This window comes from Cellulosimicrobium sp. CpK407 (assembly GCF_051844275.1).
Lineage (GTDB): Bacteria > Actinomycetota > Actinomycetes > Actinomycetales > Cellulomonadaceae > Cellulosimicrobium > Cellulosimicrobium cellulans_G.
The window spans coordinates 1-20,352 of record NZ_JBGNYC010000066.1 but is presented as its reverse complement, the minus strand read 5'-3'; the positions used below and the strand labels follow the sequence as shown (position 1 = coordinate 20,352).

Below are 20,352 nucleotides of genomic sequence, written 5' to 3'. Positions count from 1 at the left end.
GAGGCCCGAGGCCCGAGGCCCGAGGCCCGAGGCCCGAGGCCCGACACTGAAAGGAGCAGTTGCCGAGAAGCGGACTCCGACGGGGCGATGGACTCCGTGCGCCAGGAGACGTAAGTGCCGCTCCCGGCGGAGAGCGGGCGAGATCGCTGTGCACTGAAGCAGGCTCGAATCTCGATCGTGACCAGGCGGTGGGCGGGGATCCGATCCGCCGCGCCCAGGGATCTCCGACCCAGCAGGTGACGGGGCGTCCGTCATACGGCGCCGCGCGAAGAGCGGCGGCACACCGACGAGTGCCTGCTTCGAGCAGGGGCCCTCACCGGCACGCACCCGCCGGTCGTCCGCGCGAGCGCCCTAGGGCGTGTCTCCTTAGTCGCGCAGCCACGGTGTTGCAGGCTGCGGTCGTGGAACGTGGTCGGGAGTTGTCGGACGAGCAGTGGGCAGTGATCGGCCCGTTGATGCCGCAGGTTTCTGGGCGGTCGCGTCCGTGGCGTGATCATCGTCAGGTCATCGAGGGGATCGTTCACCGGTACCGGACCGGGGTCGCGTGGCGTGATCTTCCCGAGCGGTTCGGCCCGTGGCAGACGGTGTGGAAGCGCCACGCGCGGTTCTCCCGTGATGGGACCTGGGACAAGATCCTGACGGCCTCGCAGGCTCGCGCGGACGCGAACGGCGGTATCGACTGGCGGGTGAGCGTGGACTCCACGATCAACCGGGCCCACCAGCACGCAGCGACCTTGCCCCGGACCACAGGGGGCACCGACGAATCACAAGAATCCGGAACGGCGCGAACCGGCTGACCACGCGCTGGGCCGCTCTCGAGGCGGGTTGTCGACGAAGATCCATGCCGCAGTCGACGGCTACGGGCGACCGCTCGCAGTGCTCGTGGGACCAGGCCAGGGCGGCGACGCGCCGATATGCCTGCCCCTGCTGGACGCGATCCGAGTCCCACGCGCGAGTGCCGGGCGCCCGCGCACCACCCCGGACGCCGTGTTGGGCGACAGGGCCTACTCCTCGCGCGCGATCCGTGCCGAGCTGCGCCGGCGCGGCATCGTCGCGGTCATCCCCGAACCGCGCGACCAGCAAGCCCACCGGCGCAGGCGTGGGTCACGCGGCGGTCGCCCCGTGACCTACGACCCCGTCGCCTACCGGGGCCGCAACACGATCGAGCGGTTCTTCAACCGCATCAAGCAATGGCGAGCACTTGCGACCTGCTACGACAAGCACGCCGTGATCTACCGTGGCGCGGTGGTGCTCGCCGCTCTGCTCCTGTGGTTTGAGAACTGACGCGAGTACGTTTCCCTCATGGACTGGGTCGATGATCCGCTCGCGCCTTGGAGAGCACTGGAGGCGCAGCGCGAAGCCCTCCCGCTCGAGGACCAGGCAGTCTTCATCCTCATCTGCGTCGAGAGCATCCTGTCGATGCACCCGGCACGAGACGCCGCAGGCCAGGAGTATCTCCACGCCATCTGGGACGCGATCGGCGCAGACCGTTCAGAGCTCTCAACGATCGCCGAGGCCCTCGCCCAGCGCCCAGACATCGACGACCACGATGAGCTGGCCGCCCTTCTCCATGCGGTCGAGGCCCTCCGCGGATCCCACGACGCCGCGGCATGGGGCGCCCGCCGCCTTCTCGACGACGCCTACGAACGCACCCCTAGAGACGGCAGCGACGCCTTCTTCCCACCGCTTGCCGATGACACGGCGCACGAAGTCGTCCAGGACGAGCTCCGCTGGCAGCGCTCAGTCCTCACATCACTAAGCGCGAGCGACCATGCAGCGCGAATCGCAGACCTACGCGCGCAAGCACAGACTCGCGGCGCGGCCAGTCACTAGGGAGACGCGCCTTAGGGGAGCGAGCATCGAACGTGTGCGAGCGCTCTGCCGAAGCGAGCGTCGACCGTGTGCCGAGCCGGGGGCGTCGAAGCGGACTGGACGCCGCTCGGCCCATGTTGCGATCGCGACCGAGGTGACCATTTCATCGCCGCGGGGGTCGACTTCCGCCACTGTGGGGCCTCAGCACGACCCGACCACGTCGGGTGGAGGACCAGGGAGAAAGTACCGTCGTCCAGACTGACGACGACGTCATCCGAGTGCCAGGAGGGAGGCTCGACGCGTGCGATCCGTCCCGCGAGCTCGTGGCCCGGACTCAGCTACCGCTCGAGCTCGCAGAGCTCAGCAGCCCAGTCCTCCGCGGGTCGTCCCGGACCTCGCCGCCGCCGCTCGCTGCCCGAGGGCCTGAGCCCCACCACGGATCGATCCCGCCATCGCCCCGTGACGAGAGGCGCATCGTCCGCCGAGCACCGGATCGGAAAGCCTCGAGGTCGGGGGCGAGGACGGCGGCGAGGACGGTCCGGCGCCGGCGAGAGCCCATCGACACTCGACGTTCCACGTGAAACACGGCGCGCACGGCGCGCACGGGGCGCACGGGGCGCACGGGGCGCACGGGGCGCACGGGGCGCACGGGGCGCCGCGGCGGTCGAGGACGCTCAGCGGCGCACGTGGGTGTGGACGAGCGAGCGGTAGAGGTGACCCAGATCGAGGCCGGCGGCACGCGCGGCCTGGGGGAGGAGCGACGTCTCGGTCATGCCCGGTGCGACGTTGACCTCGAGGAACTGCACGACGCCGTCGGGGTCGAGGATGACGTCCGTGCGGGAGAGGTCGCGGAGCCCGAGCGCGACGTGCGCACGGACCGCGACCTCGCGGACGATATCCAGCACGTCATCGTCCAGACGTGCGGGGGCGAAGTACTCGGTCCGCCCGGGGTTGTACCGCGCGTCGAAGTCGTACGTGCCCGTCGTGACGATCTCGACCGGGGGGAGCGCCTCGGGACCGGTGCCGACGTCGACGACGCTGACCGCGAGCTCGACGCCCCGCACCGCGCGCTCGATCAGGGCGACGTCCCCGTAGGCGAAGCAGTCGACCATGGCGCGGGGGAGCTGGTCCGCGCGCTCGACGAGGGTGACGCCGAGCGCCGAACCGCCATGGGTCGGCTTGACCACGAGGGGGAGGCCGAGCCGGGCCACGACCGCGTCCAGGACGGGCTGGGCGCCGAGCTCGCGAAAGAGGCTCTGGGGGAGGGTCACGTACTCGGGCGTGCACAGGCCCGCGCCGAGCACGACGCTCTTCGCGACGGGCTTGCTCCACGCCGAGCGGCTCTCCCGCGGTCCGGTCCCCACGTAGGGCACGCCGACGAGCTCGAGCACGTCGCGGATGGAGCCGTCCTCGCCGCTCGCGCCGTGCAGGAGCGGCCACACGACATCAGGGCGGGTCGCATCGAGGAACGGGAGGAGGTCCGCGTCGACGTCGTGGACCGTCACCTCGAGGCCGGCAGCGCGCAGGCTCTCGGCGACGCGGCGTCCGGACCGCAACGAGACGTCGCGCTCGTGGGACAGCCCGCCCGCGAGAATGACCACGTGGTTGCCCGCGGGCACCTCGTCATCGGGCCGGAGAAGGCGAAGGTGCTGGTCAGGGCGTTGCGCGTCGGTCTCGGCCGCGCCACCGGCCTCGTCCGCCGTCGTCGGGGTGCTCGTGGTCGTGTCCACTGTTGACGGACTCCTGTTCGGTGCCGGCGTCGCCCGGTAGGGTCCGCTCGGCGTCGTGGTGTAAGAGCTTCAGGCCAGGTCGGGCGACGGGTTCTCGACGTCCGTGACGTCAGGGTCGAGCTCGGCGTTCGTCCCGAAGATCTCGACGAGCTCCTGCTCGGCGTTGACGACGCCGGCGAGGCGCCGAACTCCCTCACGGATCCGCTCGGGGGTCGGGAAGCAGTACGAGAGGCGCACGTGGCTCGAGCCCGTGCCGTCCGCGTAGAACGCCGTGCCGGGGACGTAGGCGACGCGGGCCGTCACGGCGCGCGGCAGCATCGATCGGGCGTCGAGGCCCTCGGGGAGCTGCACCCACGTGTAGAAGCCACCGTCCGGGACGGTCCAGCGGGCCGACGGGAGATGCTCCGAGAGCGCACCGATCATCGCGTCGCGCCGCTCCCGGTAGAGCTCGCGGAACTGCTTGATCTGGCCCTTCCAGTCGCACGTGTCGAGGTAGGCGGCGATCGCGAGCTGTGACGCGTTGGAGGGGCACAGGATCGCCGACTCGCTCGCGAGCACGAGCTTCTCGCGCACGGCGTGCGGCGCGACCACCCAGCCGACCCGGTACCCGGGGGCGAAGGTCTTGGAGAAGGACCCGAGATAGAGGACGCCGTCCTCGTCGAGCGACCGCAGCGCGGGGAGCGTCTGGCCGTCGAAGCCGAGGAGCCCGTAGGGGTTGTCCTCGATGACGAGGACGCCGTAGCGCTGCGCGATCTCCAGGATGCGCGGGCGGCGCTCCGCGGTGAGGGTCACACCGGCGGGGTTGTGGAAGTTGGGCACGGTGTAGAGCAGCTTGACGCGTCGGCCGTCGGCGGCGAGACGGGCGAGCGTCTCCTCCAGCGCCTCGGGGACGAGGCCGTGCTCGTCGAGGGGCACGTGGACGACGTCGGCCTGGTACGACCGGAACACTCCGAGGGCGCCGACGTAGCTCGGTGCCTCGGCGACGACGACGTCACCGGGGTCGACGAAGATCCGGGTCACCAGGTCCAGGGCCTGCTGCGAGCCCGTCGTCACGACCACGTCGTCGGGGTGGCACTCGATCCCTTCAAGCCGGACCACGTCGAGGATCTGCTCGCGGAGCGTCTCGTCGCCCTGCCCGGACCCGTACTGGAGCGCGGTCGCGCCACGCGTCGCGACGAGTCGCTGCATGGTGTCGGCGATCTGGTCGAGCGGGAGTCCTTCGAGGTACGGCATCCCGCCGGCGAGCGACACGACCTCGGGGCGGTTCGCCACGGCGAACAGCGCCCGGATCTCCGACGCTCGCATCCCGTGCGCTCGCTCTGCGTAGGCACCGAACCACGGGTCGAGGCGGGTGCCGCCGGGAGCGGGCTGCTGCGGGGGAGTCGTCGGTCCAGTCACGACCCCCAGTGTCGCACGGTGCATCGGGGGATCCCGTGAAGACGCCGGAGGGCGGACCGCGGCGCGCGGTCCGCCCTCCGGGCAGTGATCGGGTGCGGCTCAGACCGCCGTGGCGAGCACGGCGTCGATCTCCTCGGTGAGCGCGCGCTTGGGGCGCGCCCCGATGATCGACTTCTGCAGCTCGCCGCCCACGTAGACGTTCAGCGTCGGGATCGACACGATCCCGTAGGCACCGGTCGTCTCGGGGTTGGCGTCCGTGTCGAGCTTGGCGATCTTGATCTTGCCGTCGTACTCCTCGGCGAGCTCTTCGAGGATCGGCGCGACCTGGCGGCACGGGCCGCACCACGTCGCCCAGAAGTCGACGAGGACGGGGACCTCGGACTCGAGGACCTCGGCACGGAACGTGTCGTCGGTGACCGGAACGGTCGGCATGGTGACCTCCTGCGGTAGGACTCGGTGGGTGAGGGACGCTCAGGCCTGCAGCTCGGCGAGCGCCTCGGGCAGCTCGTCGGGGTTCGGCGTGGTCGGCGTGCCGGCGAGGTCCTCCAGGCCGGCGGCGTCGGCGAGCTCGGTGAGGTAGCGCTGCGCGTCGAGCGCGGCCGCGCAGCCGGAGCCCGCCGCCGTGATGGCCTGGCGGTAGGTGTGGTCGACGGCGTCGCCGCACGCGAACACGCCCTCGAGGTTGGTCGCGGTGGTGCGCCCGACGACCTGGATGTAGCCCTCGTCGTCCAGGTCGATCTGTCCCTTGACGAGCTCGGTGCGGGGCTCGTGCCCGATCGCGACGAACAGGCCCGTCGCGGGGAGCTCGCGCTCCTCGCCGGTGACGGTGTCGCGCAGGGTCACGCCCTCGACCTTGTTCTCGCCGTCGATCCCGGTGACCTCGCTGTTCCAGGCGAACTCGATCTTCGGGTCGTTCAGGGCTCGGTCGGCCATGATCTTCGAGGCGCGCAGCTCGTCGCGACGGTGCACCAGGGTCACCTTCTCGGCGAAGCGGGTGAGGAACGTGGCCTCCTCCATCGCGGAGTCCCCGCCGCCGACGACGGCGATGTGCTGGTCGCGGAAGAAGAACCCGTCGCACGTCGCGCACCACGAGACGCCGCGGCCGGACAGGCGCTTCTCGTCGTCCAGGCCGAGCTCGCGGTACGCGGACCCGGTCGCGAGGATGACGGCGCGGGCGCGGTAGGTGTCGCCGTTGCCCGTCACCACCGTCTTGACCGGGCCCTCGAGGTCCAGCAGCGTGGCGTCGTCCCACTCGATGCGCGCGCCGAACCGCTCGGCCTGCTTGCGCATGTTCTCCATGAGGTCGGGGCCCATGATCCCGTCGGGGAACCCGGGGAAGTTCTCGACGTCCGTCGTGTTCATCAGTGCGCCACCGGCGGTGACCGAGCCCGCGAGCACGAGCGGGGCCAGCCCCGCGCGCGCCGCGTAGATCGCCGCGGTGTACCCCGCGGGACCGGACCCGACGACGATCAGGTTCTGGACGGCAGACTGCTCGGTCACGTGCTCTCCTCGATGCTCGGTGCGTGGCGGCCGACCACGCGAGAGTGTGAACGCCGCTGGGGCGGCTTCTGTTCCACGGTACGGGTGTTCGGCACGCTGCGGGGACCGGGCGCACGGCGCGCGGGCCGTCCACGCACCGTGGGTGGGCGACGGCCGGACCGGGGTCAGGTCCTCCGGCGACCGGCGCGTCAGGAGATGAGGATCTCGTTGATCTCCGCGCGGAACTCCCCGGACGGGTTCTGCGGCAGCTCGGTGAACCACAGCACGATCGACTCCGCCTCGACGGGCTGGTCGAACGTGAACTCCGCACCGGGGGCGAGCGGCCCGGAGGCGAGGACCGGGCCCTCCGTGGGGGCGTCCGGGCTCGTGGCACGGATCTCGACCTTGCCGCCGGTGACGGCCGTGTCGAGCACGACCGTCGAGACCGGCGCCTTCTCCTCGAGCGTGACCGCGAACCCGATCCCGGTGCGCAGGCCGGCGAAGTTGGCGGCGTTGTACCGGCGCGAGAACCACGTGGTGTCGGGCTGCTGGTCGTAGGCGAGCGGGGCGAGCTCGGGGTGCTCCCCGTCGTTGTTCCCGGAGGCGTCGCCCTCGGGGTCCAGGGCCTGGCCCGAGGCGATCACGGGACGGACCTCCGTCGCCGGGGGCGCCTGCTCCCCCTCCGCGGTCTCTCCGTCACCCTCGGACGGGGCCTGCGACTCCTCGCCCGTGGGCTCCTCCTCGCTCGTCTGCAGAGCAGGCCCGAAGCCGTCGAACGCCGTGCCGACCGCCCACACGACACCCCAGACCACGAGGCCGAGGACGAGGACGAGGACGATCGGGGTCGCGTTGAAGCGGCGGGGACCGCGTCGGCGGGGTGCGGGCTCGCTCCAGGCCTGCGGCTCCTCCGTGACCGGGGGCACGGGCGGCGGCGCGGCCGCGTACTGGACGGGCGTTGCGCCGGCGTCGTACCCGACGGGCGGCGGGGGGACCGCGTAGGCCGCGGTCGCCGGGTCCGGTGCCGGCGGCGGGACCGCGGCGGTCGCACCCGTGGCGGCCCCGGCGGCGTACGCGGCGCCCGGACCGGCGGACCCGGGCACGTCCCCCACGCGGTGGATGCGTCCGGTGGTCGGTCGTCGGACCGGGGGTGCGGGCGGAGGCGTGCCCGGGGGGGCGCTCGTCGCGCCGTCGAACGCCGTGCGGACGGACTGGCGGCTCACGCCCGCCGTCGCGGGCTGCACGAAGGACGGCAGGGCGGCGACGACCGAGACCTCGCCCCAGGGCTCGACCGCGCCGACGACGTCCGCGGGGGAGCGGGGCGCGTCGCCCGCAGGCGGTGCCGTCCACTCCTCCGCCGTGCCCTGCGTGCCGGCGAAGGCACGCGCGCAGAGCGCGTCGAGCTCGGCCGGGACGTCGGGGCGGACGGCGGAGAGCGGCAGGATCTCGTCGCCCGCGCGCTGCGCGGGCAGCGGGTGGATGGCGTCGGGGGCGATCCAGGGCACGTCGAGGGACGGCCCGGCCCAGCGCGCGGTCATCGCGTAGTAGAGGAGGGCGACGAGCCCGACGGCGTCGGTGCGCGACGTCAGGTCGGCGTCGTGCTGGTCGTGCCCGGCCACTCCCGCGTCGAGGCCGAGGCCGGTGAGGAGGACGCGGCTGCCGTCGACGCGGACCGCGTCGGGTCGCAGCGCGAGGTGGTGGACCCCCCGTCGGCGGGCGACCTCGAGCGCGGCCGCGGCCTCGCCGACGATCGCGCGGGCCTGCTGCGGGTCGACGATGCCGCCCGCGACGACCTCGCTCAGCGTGATGCCCGTGTACCGCTCGGTCACGACGTACGCGACGCCGTCCTCCGTCCCGACGTCGAGGACGCGGGTCAGGCGCGGGTCGACGACGAGCGCGGCGCGCCGGGCGGAGTCGAGGGCGTCGGCGACGTGCGCGCCGGAGACCAGCGAGATCCGGACGGGCCGGTCGAGGATCTGGTCGTGCGCCGACCATGCGGTGACGTCCGACAGGTCGGACGCGAGCTGCTCGTCGAGCCGGTAGCGCGCGACGAGCAGCGTTCCTGGGGCCACGCCGTTCACCGGACCTCCTCCGTGGGACTCGTGGTCGACACACCATGGTACGCGGGCCCTGATTGCCCGCGTATCACCCGATTGGTTCCGGGCGGTCGGGCCGCGCTCACCGTCGCACGAGCCGTCGGACGCGGCCCACGACGGGCCCGGCGAGCTGGTCGAGCTCACGCACCCGCATGAGCTTGAGCCCGCCCGCGTAGACGGCCGTCATGACGGCCCCGGCGACGGCCACCACGACGACGGCCTGCCACCACGAGAGCCCGTAGATGCCGTCCGGGCCGTCTCCGGTGAGGACGACGAACCCCCGCAGCACGCCCCAGCCCGCGACGGCGCTGACGACCGCGGCGAGGCCGGCCTTGACGTGGAGCCGCAGGATCCGGGCGCCGTCGAGCCCGCGCAGCGTGCGCCGCAGCCCGACGGTGCGCAGCGCGACGGCCACGAGGTTGGACACGCTCATCGCGAGGCCGATCCCCACGACCCAGAGCTGGGGCGCCAGGACCTGGGTCGCGAGCCAGGACACGCCGACGAGGACGAGCGTGCCCGGGACCTGGATCCAGAAGACCGTCCGGCCGTCCTCGAACGCGTAGTACACCCACTTCATGAGCACCATGCCGCCGAGCGGCACGAGCCCGAGCGCCATGGCCCGCAGCACCTCGGAGACGGCCTCGCCGGACGCGGCGTCGACGGAGGGGACGAGGAGCTTGGTGATCGGCAGGGCGAGGACGACCAGGACGACGGTCGCGAAGACCGTGAAGACCCCGACGGTGCGCACGCCGCGCGAGAGGTCGTGCCGGACGCGCGCGAGGTCGCCCGCGTGCGCGGCTGCGCTCATGCCCGTGAAGAGCGCCGTCGCGATCGACACCGTCACGAGCGAGTGCGGCAGCAGGTAGATCATGAGCGCCTGCGTGTAGGCCGCGTTGCCCGCGACCGTGAGCGCGCCGGAGAAGGCGTCCGGGGCGCCGGTGACGAGTCCGGTGACGGCGCCGAGGGTCCCGGGGTCGTCGCGGTAGGGCCCGAACGTCTGCGCGAGCGCCGCGCGCGGCGCCTCGCTCGCGAAGCGCGTGGTGAACAGGACGCCCACCTGCTCGAGGAGGACGGCGGCGAACGTCCAGAGCGCGACCTGGCCCGCGGAGCGCAGCCCGATGCCGTGCAGCCCGAACCGCAGGTGCCAGCGGAAGCCCGCCCGCCACAGGGGGACGACGAGGATGAGCGCCTGCGCCGCGACCCCGAGCGTCGCGGTCCCCGCGAGCAGCGCGATCTTGGGCCCGTCCCACTGCGTGAGGTCGTCGACGTTGCCCACCGCGGCGGGGCCGTAGATCGCGATGAACGCGCCGAACCCGACGATCGACACCACGTTGTTGAGCACGGGCGCCCACATGAACGGGCCGAACTGGCCCCGCGCGTTGAGCACCTGCCCGAGCAGCGTGTACAGCCCGTAGAAGAAGAGCTGTGGCGTGCACCAGAACGCGAAGGCGACCGCGAGCGACGTCTGCGGCGCGGTCCACCCCGGCCCGGTGTAGAGCGCGACGAGGATGCTCGACCCGGCCGTCAGCAGCGCCGAGAGGGCGATCAGCACGACGCCCGAGAGCGTGAGCAGCTTGTCGAGCCGCTCCTGGGTGTTGTGCGCGCGGTAGGCACGGACGATCTGCGGCACGAGGACGGCGTTGAGGACGCCGCCCGCGAGGATCGCGAAGAGGACGTTGGGGATCTTGTTCGCGACGTCGAACGCGTCGGCGACCAGGCCGGTGGTCCCGATCGCGGCGACGAGGAGGACGTTGCGCACGAGGCCCAGCCCGCGCGAGACGAAGGTGCCCGATGCCATGAGCGTGGACGAGCGGCCGAGCCCGCCCGAACGGGGGGAGGGCGCCGCGGTGGCCCCGGCCTCCGCGGTCTCGTCCGGGGTGCCCGACGCCGCAGGGTCGCCCGGGAGCGCCCCGGACGGGACGACGTCGCGCGTCGTGCCGGGCCGCGTGCCGTGCCCGGCGCCGGCGGGCCGGACGTGCCGGGGCTGCTCCGGGCTCACTCGACGCGCTCCTCGTCCCGCCGGCCGGGCTGCGCTGCCGGCGCCGGGTCCTGCGCGGGCGGTGCCGGCTGGTCCACGGTGGCGCCCGCCAGACGGCGGGGCGAGCGGCCGCGCCGCACGGTGCGCCAGATCCCCGCGACCAGGGCGAGAGCCAGGAGCACGGCCACCACCACCGTGCCGACCGACTCCCAGTCCGCTCGGACGCGCACGACGAACTCCTGCGGCTCCGCGACGCGGACCTGGGGCTGCGCCGCGCTGACGAGCTCGACCTCCACCGTGACGTTCCCGCTCCCGAACCCCTCGACGGGCACGCCGACGCTCGTCTCGGTCGCGACCAGGTCGCCATCGGTGTCCCGCGTGGCCGCCGGGATCGTCACCGTCCTGCGCTCCGGGGCGCGCAGCCGCGGATCGTCGGGCCGGAGCACGACCTCGACGGTCGCGTCCTGCTCCAGGGTGCTGCGCACCCGGACCGGGAGGTCCTCCTGCTCGGCCACGAAGAGGAACGGGGTGCGCGTCTCCACGGAGAGCGTGCCCCGGACGGCGGCGGACTGCTGCTCGGCGTGCTGGACGGCGAGCACGCGCGACGGTTGCGCGGCACGGAACGCGACGGCGGTCGGCGTCACGAAGCCGGGCTCGAGCGGCCGTGTGATCGTCGCGGGGTCGGTGGCGACCGTCGCGAACGCGGCGAGGTCGGTGCGCGACCGGTCGAGAGCGCGGAGCTGGGCGACGGTGATCTCGCCCTCGGACGCGCCGGAGTCCGGGAGCGGCGCGCGCTCGACCGCGGGCGGCGCGGCCGCGAGGAGGTCGTCCACGGGGGCCAGGTCGACCCAGGGGGCGGCCCGGAGGGCGTCGAGCCGTGCCGTGAAGACGGCCGGCTCGGCCTCCCAGCTCCGGGGCAGCGCGACGAGGACGTGGCGCTGCTCGGCCGGCCGCTCGCGGGCGATCACCGCGGTCTCGGCGAGGATCCGCTGCGTCGCCGTGACCCCCGAGCCGTCACCGGCGGACAGCAGGGCGGTGAGCACCGGGTCGGCGACGAGCGCCTTCACGGGCCCGGCGGCGGTCGACACCTCGGCGACCCCGGAGGGCGTGTACGTCAGCGACTCGTCCGGGACGAGCCCGCCGGGACCGACGACCGTCGCGGTCGCGCCCGACGCCGCGGCGAGCGTCGTCGTGGCCAGGTCGGGGACGGCGTCGCCCGGCCAGGCGAGGTCGGTCCGCCACCCGGCGGTCAGGCCGGTGGTGGAAGCGTCCGCGCCGTCGGCCACCTCGTCCGTGCCGGCCGTGTCGCCTGCCGTCGTGTCGTCCGTCGTCGTGCCGTCTGCCGTCGCGTCGTCGGGCGACGGCCCGTCGGTCGTCGGGTCGGTGGGGAGCGGGGTCCCCTCCGGCAGCGCGAGTCCCGCGTGCGCGAACGCCGCGACGTCCGGGTCGTAGGCGCGCAGGGCGAACGTGGACCGGCCCGCGGCGGCGGCACCCACGGCGTCGGCCCAGGCGTTCACCGCCGGGTCGGTCGCGCCCGTCGCCGCGGCGAGCAGGGCCGGGTCGGCGACCCACGCGACCTCCGGCGCCCCGCCGGTCGCCGCGAGCAGCCGCCCGAGGCGACCGTCCGTCCCCGTCGCGGTGGAGAGCGCGTCGTCGTACGCCTGGGGGTCCGGGTCCACCGGCGGACCGGTCATGGCGGCGACCACGCTCAGGCGCAGCGGCGTCACCTCGCTCGACGGCTCCCAGAGGACGAAGGTGCGCTGCACGGCCAGGCGTGCGCCGCCGTCGGACACCGTGAGGGAGATGCCGCGCGGGCCCCAGTCGCTGCCGGCGTTCAGGTTGAGCTCCGCGACCGGGACCGTGAGCGTCACGTCCGCGCTCGCGCCCGGTGCGAGCGGTGCTCCGAGGTCCTGGGTCGTGACGCCGACGCCGACGCGGCCGTCGGGCCCGGTCGTGGTCCAGCTCTCGAGCGCCGACCGGGTGCTCAGCACGCGCCGGTCGATGCCGAGCGCCACCTCCGGCGACCCGAGCGTCTCCGCGGTCCCGTTGGTCACGCGCGCGGTGACGGTGAGCGTGGCGCCCGGGCCGAGGACGGTCGGCTGCAGCGACGACACCTCGAGCGTCACCGCGTCCTCGGTCTCCGTGGCGGTGGTCGCCGTCGTCCCGGCGGCCGCGCCCGCCGCGGTGAGGGATCCGCCGAGCACGACGCCGACGGTCAGGACCAGGAGGACGACCAGGGCGACGAGGAGCCGAGCGGACCTGCCGAGGAGCGGGACCGACGCGGCGCCTGCGGGGCGCGCGCCGCTGCTGGGGGAGGGCGTCATGAGTGGTCGGTCGAGCTCCGTGGGGCGGGCGGTGCCTGGCCGCCGCGGCCGTCGTGCGGACGGCCGGGCGAGCGGACGATCGTCCGGGTCACCCTACTCTCGACCACCCCGTGGAACCGCGCCGGCCTGCCCTCCAGGACGCTCTGCGCGACGGCGGCGATCCTGCGCTCGTTCGGGTAGGCGAGGCGGTCGGGCAGGTCCGCCACGGGGATCCACGCGACGTCCTCGGCCTCCCCGTCCGGGTCGCCCTCGACCGTGAGGTAGCCGCCCGTCGCGCGCAGGAGGAAGTGGTGGACGACTTTGTGCACGCGGCGGTCGTCGCCAGTGAACCAGTAGTCGATGACGCCGAGCGGCTCCTGCACCGCTCCGTGGATGCCCGTCTCCTCCGCGATCTCGCGGACCGCGGCCTGCTCCGGCGTCTCGTCGCCCTCGAGGTGACCCTTGGGCAGGCACCACTCCAGGCGTCCGCCCCGGTTGCGTCGCGCGATGATCGCCGCGCACACGTCGCCGCCGGCGATCGTGACGACGAGCCCGCCGGCCGAGACCTCGTCGACCACGGGCAGCGGTGGGGGCGCGGGGGCCGGGCGCGAGCGCGGGTCGATGCGCAGCGCGTGCCCGCCGGGCGGGGCGGGGACCGGGAGGGGCTGCCCGCGACCGTTGCCACGCCCGCCCGCCGGATCCCTCCGGGGCTCGTCGGCGTGCGCAGGGGTGGACATGTCCCAACTTTACCGAGTGGACGTCGGCTCCCCGGGACCGGCTGCCCGGTGCGGGCCTCGCATCTGGCAGGCTTGGGTGTCGTGCCCCAGCCTTCGTCGTCCCAGCCGTCGCCCCCGCCGGCATCTCAGCCGACGCCGCAGTCGCTCGACCTGCAGCGCCGCGCCCTCGCCGTCCTCACCGAGATGGCACCCGCGGCGATCGAGCTCGGCGAGGCGTTCCGCGCCGCCGGTCACGAGCTCGCGCTCGTCGGCGGACCCGTCCGCGACGCGTTCCTCGGACGGGCGAGCAACGACCTCGACTTCGCCACGTCCGCGTCGCCCGACGAGACCGAGGCGCTCCTCGCGCGCTGGGGCGACGCGCACTGGGACATCGGCAAGGAGTTCGGCACGATCGGCGCCAAGCGGTTCGGCCGGGGGGGAGCCGCCGACGACCTCGTCGTCGAGGTGACGACGTACCGCACGGACGAGTACGACCCGACGTCGCGCAAGCCGGCCGTCGCGTTCGGCGACACGCTCGAGGGAGACCTGTCGCGCCGGGACTTCACCGTCAACGCGATGGCGGTCCGGGTGCCGGAGATGACGTTCGTCGACCCCTTCGACGGCCTCGACGACCTCGCGCGCCGCGTGCTGCGCACGCCGATCGCCCCCGAGCGGTCGTTCGACGACGACCCGCTGCGCATGATGCGCGCCGCGCGCTTCGCGGCCCAGCTGGGGTTCGACGTCGACGGCGGGACGCTCGCCGCGCTCGTCCTCATGACCGAGCGCATCGAGATCGTGTCCGCCGAGCGCGTGCGGGACGAGCTCTCGAAGCTGCTGTGCGCGGCGTCGCCGCGCCGCGGGCTCGAGGTGCTCGTGGACACCGGCCTCGCCGACCACGTGCTGCCCGAGCTGCCCGCGCTCAAGCTCGAGATCGACGAGCACCACCGGCACAAGGACGTCTACGAGCACTCGCTCACGGTGCTCGACCAGGCGATCGCCCAGGAGACCGGGCCTGACGGCGCGGTCCCGGCCCCCGACCTCGTGCTCCGCCTCGCGGCGCTGCTGCACGACGTCGGCAAGCCGCCGACGCGGCGCTTCGAGCCGGGGGGCGGCGTGAGCTTCCACCACCACGAGGTCGTCGGGGCCAAGATGGTCGCCAAGCGCCTCAAGGCCCTGCGCTACGACAAGCAGGTCGTCAAGGACGTCGCACGGCTCGTCGAGCTGCACCTGCGCTTCCACGGGTACGGCGACGGCGCCTGGACCGACTCCGCCGTGCGCCGCTACGTGACCGACGCCGGCCCGCTGCTCGAGCGGCTGCACCGCCTCACGCGCGCCGACTGCACCACACGGAACCGGCGCAAGGCGCAGCGGCTGCGCGAGTCGTACGACGACCTCGAGCGCCGCATCGCCGCCCTCCAGGAGAAGGAGGAGCTCGACGCCGTCCGCCCGGACCTCGACGGCCAGCAGATCATGGCGATCCTCGGCATCCGGCCGGGACCGGTGGTGGGGAAGGCGTACAAGCACCTGCTGGAGCTCCGTCTCGACCGCGGGCCGGTCGACGAGGAGACGGCGCGCGCGGACCTCCTGGCCTGGTGGGCCAACCAACCGGAGTCGTCGACTTCCTGAGGTTGGTCTGCGCTGGGCCGAACACGACATGGGTGCCGTTATCGGGCTGATAACGGCACCCATGTCGTGTTCGAGGGCGCATGACGTCGTGGTCGACGCCGCGGTGACGGTTCAGACGTCGTCGGTGGCCAGTGCGGCTTCGACCTTGACGTCGTCGACCGGTGCGTCCTGCGTCCGGTCCTGCGCGGGGCCGTGGCCCGGGCCGTGGTCCTGCGGCGCGGGGCGGCGCAGGAGGAACGAGAGGCCCACGGCCACGAGCATGACGGCCGTGCCCCAGACGAACGCGTCGCCGACGCCCTCGGCGAGCGCCGCCTGCGGTGACGCGCCCGCCTCGCCGTAGGCGATGGAGCGGGTCGTCATGACGGCGACGAACATGGCCGTGCCGGCGGCGCCCGCGAGCTGCTGCACGGTGCCGATCGACGCGGACCCGTGCGAGTACTGGTGCGGCTCGAGCGCCGAGAGCGCGGACGTGAACAGCGGCGTGAACATGAACGCGAGGCCCAGGCTCAGCGTGACGTGCAGCGCGAGGACGAACCACGGCGACGAGCTCGCGTGGATCGTCGTGAACGCCGCGAGGGCGACGGCGACGACGCTCACGCCGGGGATGACGAGCGGACGCGGTCCCACCCGGTCGTAGAGCCGGCCGACGGTCGGGCCGAGCAGACCCATGAGGAGCCCGCCCGGGAGCACGATGAGGCCGGTCGCGAGCGGCTCGAGGCCCATCGCGTCCTGCAGGAACAGCGGCAGGAGGATGAGAGAGCCGAACATGGCGACCATGCCGACCGCCATGATGCCGAGGGGCACGCTGAACCCACGGTGCGTGAACACGCGGAGGTCGAGGAGCGCGCGGTCCTCGCGCTGCAGCACGATCTGGCGCCACACGAACGCGCCGAGCGCGAGGGCCCCGAACGCGATGGGCACCGCCGGCGGGACGACCGGGGTGTGGCGCGCGGCCTCGCCGATGCTCGACAGCCCGTAGACCAGGCCGCCGAACGCGAACGCCGCGAGGACCAGCGAGAACGGGTCGAGGCGCGAGTGCGTACGGTCGGCGACGTCCCGGATGTACAGGAAGCCGAGGACGAGCGCGACGAGCGCGATCGGGAGCACGATCCCGAACACCCACCGCCAGCTCAGGGAGTTGAGGATGAGGCCCGAGAGCGACGGGCCGAGCGCGGGCGCGGCGGCCATGACGATCGAGATGTTGCCCATGACCTTGCCGCGGATCGTCGGTGGGACGAGGGTCATGATCGTCGTCATGAGCAGCGGCATCATGATCGCCGTGCCCGACGCCTGCACGACGCGGCCGACCAGCAGCCACGCGAACCCGGGGGAGACGGCGGCGAGCAGCGTGCCCGCACTGAACAGCGACATCGCGAGCAGGTAGGCGCCGCGGGTCCCCAGGCGCTGCAGCAGGAAGCCGGTCGCCGGGATGACGACGGCCATCGTCAGCATGAACGCCGTCGTGAGCCACTGACCCGTGCTGGCCGTGATGCCGAGGTCGGCCATGAGCGGCGCCAGCGCGACGCTCATGGTCGTCTCGTTGAGGATCACGACGAACGCGGAGCCCAGCAGCAGCGCGATGACGAGGAAGTCCGCCCGGGGTAGCCGGTCGACGGGTGCCGAGGTGTCATGGGTGGGGGAGGCTGTCACGGGGGTGTCTCCGCTCGCGTCGGTGGCGGCCCGGGCTCCGGTTCGGACCCGGTTCGGGGCAGGGCGGGCTGCGCGGGGGCAGCACGGGCTCGCGTGCGGTGCACGCGACGTCGGTGTCGGTTCTCGGTCGGCGGGGCCACGGTGGAGGGTGGGTGACCCGGGACGATCGACGCGGTCGGCCACGACGATCCGTACCCTGTACGACCATTCACCATCCTGCGTTATTCCCGCCGACGGTGACGACTTCTTTTCCGCCCCGGACTCATCGGTGCGCCGACGGCAGAACCGGTGCCGGAACGGCGCCGGAGCGGTGCGCTTCGATCAGGCGGGCGTGGTCCGCGACGCCGCCTCGGCGTCGGGCACGACGGCGTCCCCCGCCCCGGCCGGGGTCCGCGCCCCGCGCGTCCACATCACCAGCGCGGCGAGCGCGTACGCGACCGCGAGGGCGACGAACACGCCGCGCGACCAGCCCGTGTCGGGGAGCGTGAACGCCGCCAGCGCGGCCGCACCGACGAACGCCGCGTTGTACAGGACGTCGTAGAACGCGAACGCCCGGCCGCGGAACTCGTCGTCGGTGTCGCGCTGGACGATCGTGTCCACGGCGATCTTGGTGCCCTGCGCGGCCAGCCCGAGCAGGGCGGCGCCCGTGTACACGACCGCGCGCGACGGCGTCGTCACGAGCAGGAGCTGGCTCGCCGCGGCGAGCAGCAGCATGATCGCGATCCACACCTGCGGACCCGTGTACCGCGAGAGCGTGGGGGTCAGCACCATCGCGCCCGCGCCACCCGCGCCCGTGAGCCCCACGACGATCGCGAAGGTCGCCATGCCCGCCGTCTGGCTCCCCGCGTCGAGGAGGTTCCGGGCGATGAGGATCGACGCGATGAAGACCACGCCGTAGAGGAAGCGGTGCGTCGCCATCGCGAGCAGCGCCTGGCCCGGGGTGCGCCGCGCGACGAGGTACCGGGCGCCGTCGGCCAGCCCGCGTGCGACCTTGACGATCTCCGACCGGATCGCCGCCTCGGCGGGCCGCTCCGGGCCGAGCTCCGTGCGGCCGAGCCGCAGCGCGAGCAGCGACGCGACCCCGAAGACGAGCGCCGCGCACACGAGCGCGGACGAGTCCTTGACCCGGCCCGGCTCGAACGCGAGACCCAGGACGAACCCGATCCCGCCCCCGACGAACGCCGCGCCGGCGCCGAGCGTCGGGGTCAGGGAGTTCGCCGTGAGCAGCAGCGGGCCGTCCACGACGCGGGGGAGGCCCGCGGACAGGCCCGCGAGGAGGAAGCGGTTCACCGACAGCGCCGCGAGGCCGAGCGCGTAGATCCACCCGCTGACGCCGCCCGAGAGCATGAGGGCCGCCATGCCGAGCGTGATGACCACGCGCACGGCGTTGCCCCACGCGAGCACCTGCCGGCGCTGCCAGCGGTCGAGGAACACCCCCGCGAACGGGCCCACGATCGTGAACGGCGCCAGCATCACCGCGAACGCGCCCGCGATCGCCGCGGCCGTGCCCTGCGACTCGGGCGAGAAGAACAGCAGCGACGCCAGGCCCACCTGGAACATGCCGTCCCCGGCCTGCGAGACGAGGCGGACGGCGAACAGCCTGCGGAACCCGCGCAGCCGCAGCAGCGCTCGCAGCTCGGCGACGACACTCACCCTCCAACCCTAGGCGGTCGTCACGGCCCACCGAGCCGCCGCAGGCAGACCCGGGCTGGGACCTGCCGTTCTCGCATCCTGGGAACCCCCTGGCCAAGAATGCTTAGGAAGGTTACCTTTTCGTTTTCGTCACGACCCGCCGCAGTGGCCGGGCCCGGAGAAGCAGCGAGGCATTCTCGAATGACACGAACCCCCAGGACGGCGGCCGCAGGGCTCGCCTTCGCAGCGACGGCAGCGCTCGTCGCCGGCACGGTCGGGGCGGCGCACGCCGCACCCGCGACGGCCGGCGGAGACGGCGCCAACGGCTACAAGACCGTCGGCTACTACCCCGCGTGGGACGCCGGCAACGAGGACGGCTACCAGGTCGCCGACCTCCAGAGGACCGGGGCGGCGTCGGACCTGACGCACCTCAACTACGCGTTCGGCAACGTCACGACCGACCTGGTCTGCGACATCACCGACCGCGAGGACCCCGTCGACGGCGGCCTCGAGGGCGACCCCCTCAACGACTACGTCCAGCTCAAGCCGGCCGGGCAGGCCGTCGACGGCGTCGCGGACACCGCCGACCAGGCGCTCGCGGGCAACTTCAACCAGCTCAAGAAGCTCAAGGAGGCCAACCCGGGCCTGAAGGTCCTCATCTCGCTCGGCGGCTGGACCTGGTCGGACAACTTCTCCGACGCCGTGTCCACGCCGGAGAACCGCGAGCGGCTCGTCGAGTCCTGCCTCGACGTGTACTTCCGCGGCAACCTTCCCGTCGTCCAGGACGCGGAGAACGGCACCAAGGGCGGCGACGGCGTCGCCGCCGGCATCTTCGACGGCGTCGACCTCGACTGGGAGTGGCCCGGCGCGACCGGTGAGCACCCCACGCCGCGACCCGAGGAGGACGCGGAGAACTTCGTCCAGTTCGCGCAGCTCCTGCGCGCCGAGCTCGACGAGCTCGGCAGCGAGACCGGCGAGGACTACCTCATCACCGGCTTCGCACCGGCCGGCTGGGCCCCGCGCACGTACGGTGGCTGGCTCGACCCGCGCTTCGTCGACGCGCTCGACTTCATCAACGTCCAGGGCTACGACTACCACGGCGACTGGAACACCACCCGCACCGGGCACCAGGGCAACCTGCACGTCTACGACGACCCGACCACCGGCGAGCCCGCCAACTGGGGCCTCGCCGCGGACGGCGTCCTCGGCGCCTACCACGCGGCCGGGTGGCCCAAGGAGAAGCTCGTCCTCGGCATGGCCGCGTACGGCTACGGCTGGAAGAACGTCACCGACCCGACGCCCGGTGCCGCCGCCGACGGCGCCCTCCCGTTCACCTACTACTCCGAGATCAAGGCCAAGGGCCTCCCGGAGTACTACGACGAGGTCGCCGGGCAGGGGTACTTCTACGGCGACGGCGAGTGGTGGACCGCGGACACCCCGCGCTCCGTGACGGCCAAGGCCGAGTACCTCGCCGTCAACGGCTACGGCGGCGGCTACTTCTGGGACCTCGCGGGTGACCTCGACAACGAGCTCCTCGGGACCCTGCGCGGCACGTTCGAGACCGCCACCCCGGGACCGCTCGTCCCCGCCGACGCGGCCGCCCCCTGGTACGCCTCCGGCGTGTACGCCACGGGCGACGTCGTCTACCACGACGGCGTCGAGTACCGCGCCGCCTGGTGGACCCGGAACCAGGAGCCCGGCCAGCCGAACGGTCCCTGGCGCGCCATCGGTGGTCCCGGCACCGCCCCGGCGGAAGAGGCACCCGCCTGCGGCGACGCCTGGGACGCCGGGCGCACCTACACCGCGGGCGACGTCGTCACCCGCGCGGGCGTGAACTACACCGCGCAGTGGTGGACCACCGGCTCCCAGCCCGGCACCGACGTCCACGGCGCCTGGGACGCGGGCAGCCCCTGCGCCTGACGCACCGCACGACGA

Annotated in this window: 14 protein-coding genes; 4 read left to right on the top strand and 10 right to left on the bottom strand. The window is 73.4% G+C overall.

Annotated features, from left to right (window positions below):
* The first annotated feature begins 401 nt into the window (after positions 1-401).
* Both ABWU78_RS19375 and ABWU78_RS19370 read left to right on the top strand, forming a co-directional pair.
* Positions 402-1,284, top strand: a protein-coding gene (locus ABWU78_RS19375) for an IS5 family transposase (protein WP_439159239.1) whose coding sequence is annotated in 2 segments (ribosomal slippage) — positions 402-749 and positions 751-1,284 — 882 coding nt in all. Because the reading frame shifts where the segments join, the coding sequence is not laid out codon by codon here.
* Positions 1,285-1,302: 18 nt separating this feature from the next.
* Complete coding sequence (locus ABWU78_RS19370) at positions 1,303-1,833, top strand: hypothetical protein (protein ID WP_353706945.1); 531 nt, start codon at positions 1,303-1,305, stop codon at positions 1,831-1,833.
* A gap of 653 nt (positions 1,834-2,486) precedes the next feature.
* On the opposite strand, the gene ABWU78_RS19365 is transcribed toward ABWU78_RS19370, so the two are convergent.
* From ABWU78_RS19365 to ABWU78_RS19330, 8 genes are all read right to left on the bottom strand, one after another.
* Complete coding sequence (locus tag ABWU78_RS19365) at positions 2,487-3,431, bottom strand: D-alanine--D-alanine ligase family protein (RefSeq protein ID WP_439159240.1); 945 nt, start codon at positions 3,429-3,431, stop codon at positions 2,487-2,489.
* Positions 3,432-3,611: 180 nt separating this feature from the next.
* On the bottom strand, positions 3,612-4,964 hold the full coding sequence (locus tag ABWU78_RS19360; protein WP_374614700.1) for a PLP-dependent aminotransferase family protein: 1,353 nt from the start codon (positions 4,962-4,964) through the stop codon (positions 3,612-3,614).
* A 75-nt stretch (positions 4,965-5,039) separates the two neighbouring features.
* Entirely contained in the window at positions 5,040-5,372 is a 333-nt protein-coding gene (trxA, locus tag ABWU78_RS19355; protein WP_087470418.1) for a thioredoxin, read from the bottom strand.
* A gap of 39 nt (positions 5,373-5,411) precedes the next feature.
* On the bottom strand, positions 5,412-6,440 hold the full coding sequence (trxB, locus tag ABWU78_RS19350) for a thioredoxin-disulfide reductase (RefSeq protein ID WP_353706944.1): 1,029 nt from the start codon (positions 6,438-6,440) through the stop codon (positions 5,412-5,414).
* A gap of 188 nt (positions 6,441-6,628) precedes the next feature.
* Positions 6,629-8,497 (bottom strand): protein kinase family protein, encoded by a 1,869-nt coding sequence (locus ABWU78_RS19345; protein ID WP_439159238.1) that lies wholly within the window; start codon positions 8,495-8,497, stop codon positions 6,629-6,631.
* Between the two features lie 97 nt (positions 8,498-8,594).
* Positions 8,595-10,511, bottom strand: a complete 1,917-nt coding sequence (murJ, locus tag ABWU78_RS19340) for a murein biosynthesis integral membrane protein MurJ (RefSeq protein ID WP_439159237.1) — start codon at positions 10,509-10,511, stop codon at positions 8,595-8,597.
* Positions 10,508-12,814 carry a DUF6049 family protein gene (locus tag ABWU78_RS19335; RefSeq protein WP_439159236.1) on the bottom strand — a complete coding sequence of 769 codons (2,307 nt, stop codon included), beginning with the start codon at positions 12,812-12,814 and terminating at the stop codon, positions 10,508-10,510. The genes murJ and ABWU78_RS19335 overlap by 4 nt, the downstream gene beginning before the upstream one ends.
* Positions 12,811-13,530, bottom strand: a complete 720-nt coding sequence (locus tag ABWU78_RS19330) for an NUDIX hydrolase (RefSeq protein ID WP_374614697.1) — start codon at positions 13,528-13,530, stop codon at positions 12,811-12,813. Before ABWU78_RS19330 ends, ABWU78_RS19335 begins: the two co-directional genes overlap by 4 nt.
* Before the next feature lie 150 nt (positions 13,531-13,680).
* Here ABWU78_RS19330 and ABWU78_RS19325 point away from each other — a divergent pair, with 150 nt between their 5' ends.
* Positions 13,681-15,135, top strand: coding sequence for a CCA tRNA nucleotidyltransferase (locus ABWU78_RS19325; protein WP_290445201.1), 1,455 nt, complete (start codon positions 13,681-13,683; stop codon positions 15,133-15,135).
* 111 nt (positions 15,136-15,246) lie between these two features.
* Here the strand turns inward: ABWU78_RS19325 and ABWU78_RS19320 are convergent, their stop codons facing one another.
* Both ABWU78_RS19320 and ABWU78_RS19315 read right to left on the bottom strand, forming a co-directional pair.
* Positions 15,247-16,785: an MDR family MFS transporter gene (locus ABWU78_RS19320; RefSeq protein WP_253051581.1), complete on the bottom strand. Its 1,539-nt coding sequence runs from the start codon at positions 16,783-16,785 to the stop codon at positions 15,247-15,249.
* 321 nt (positions 16,786-17,106) lie between these two features.
* Positions 17,107-18,438, bottom strand: coding sequence for an MFS transporter (locus tag ABWU78_RS19315; protein ID WP_439159235.1), 1,332 nt, complete (start codon positions 18,436-18,438; stop codon positions 17,107-17,109).
* A 180-nt stretch (positions 18,439-18,618) separates the two neighbouring features.
* Here ABWU78_RS19315 and ABWU78_RS19310 point away from each other — a divergent pair, with 180 nt between their 5' ends.
* Positions 18,619-20,337: a glycosyl hydrolase family 18 protein gene (locus tag ABWU78_RS19310; RefSeq protein ID WP_439159234.1), complete on the top strand. Its 1,719-nt coding sequence runs from the start codon at positions 18,619-18,621 to the stop codon at positions 20,335-20,337.
* Positions 20,338-20,352: the final 15 nt, after the last annotated feature.

What these genes read in the sequence shown, in the direction of transcription:
- trxA (WP_087470418.1), bottom strand. Translation starts at nt 5,372, where the DNA reads ATGCCGACCGTTCCGGTCACCGACGACACGTTCCGTGCCGAGGTCCTC.
- ABWU78_RS19370 (WP_353706945.1), top strand. Translation starts at nt 1,303, where the DNA reads ATGGACTGGGTCGATGATCCGCTCGCGCCTTGGAGAGCACTGGAGGCG.
- ABWU78_RS19335 (WP_439159236.1), bottom strand. Translation starts at nt 12,814, where the DNA reads ATGACGCCCTCCCCCAGCAGCGGCGCGCGCCCCGCAGGCGCCGCGTCG.
- ABWU78_RS19330 (WP_374614697.1), bottom strand. Translation starts at nt 13,530, where the DNA reads ATGTCCACCCCTGCGCACGCCGACGAGCCCCGGAGGGATCCGGCGGGC.
- ABWU78_RS19310 (WP_439159234.1), top strand. Translation starts at nt 18,619, where the DNA reads ATGACACGAACCCCCAGGACGGCGGCCGCAGGGCTCGCCTTCGCAGCG.
- ABWU78_RS19360 (WP_374614700.1), bottom strand. Translation starts at nt 4,964, where the DNA reads ATGCACCGTGCGACACTGGGGGTCGTGACTGGACCGACGACTCCCCCG.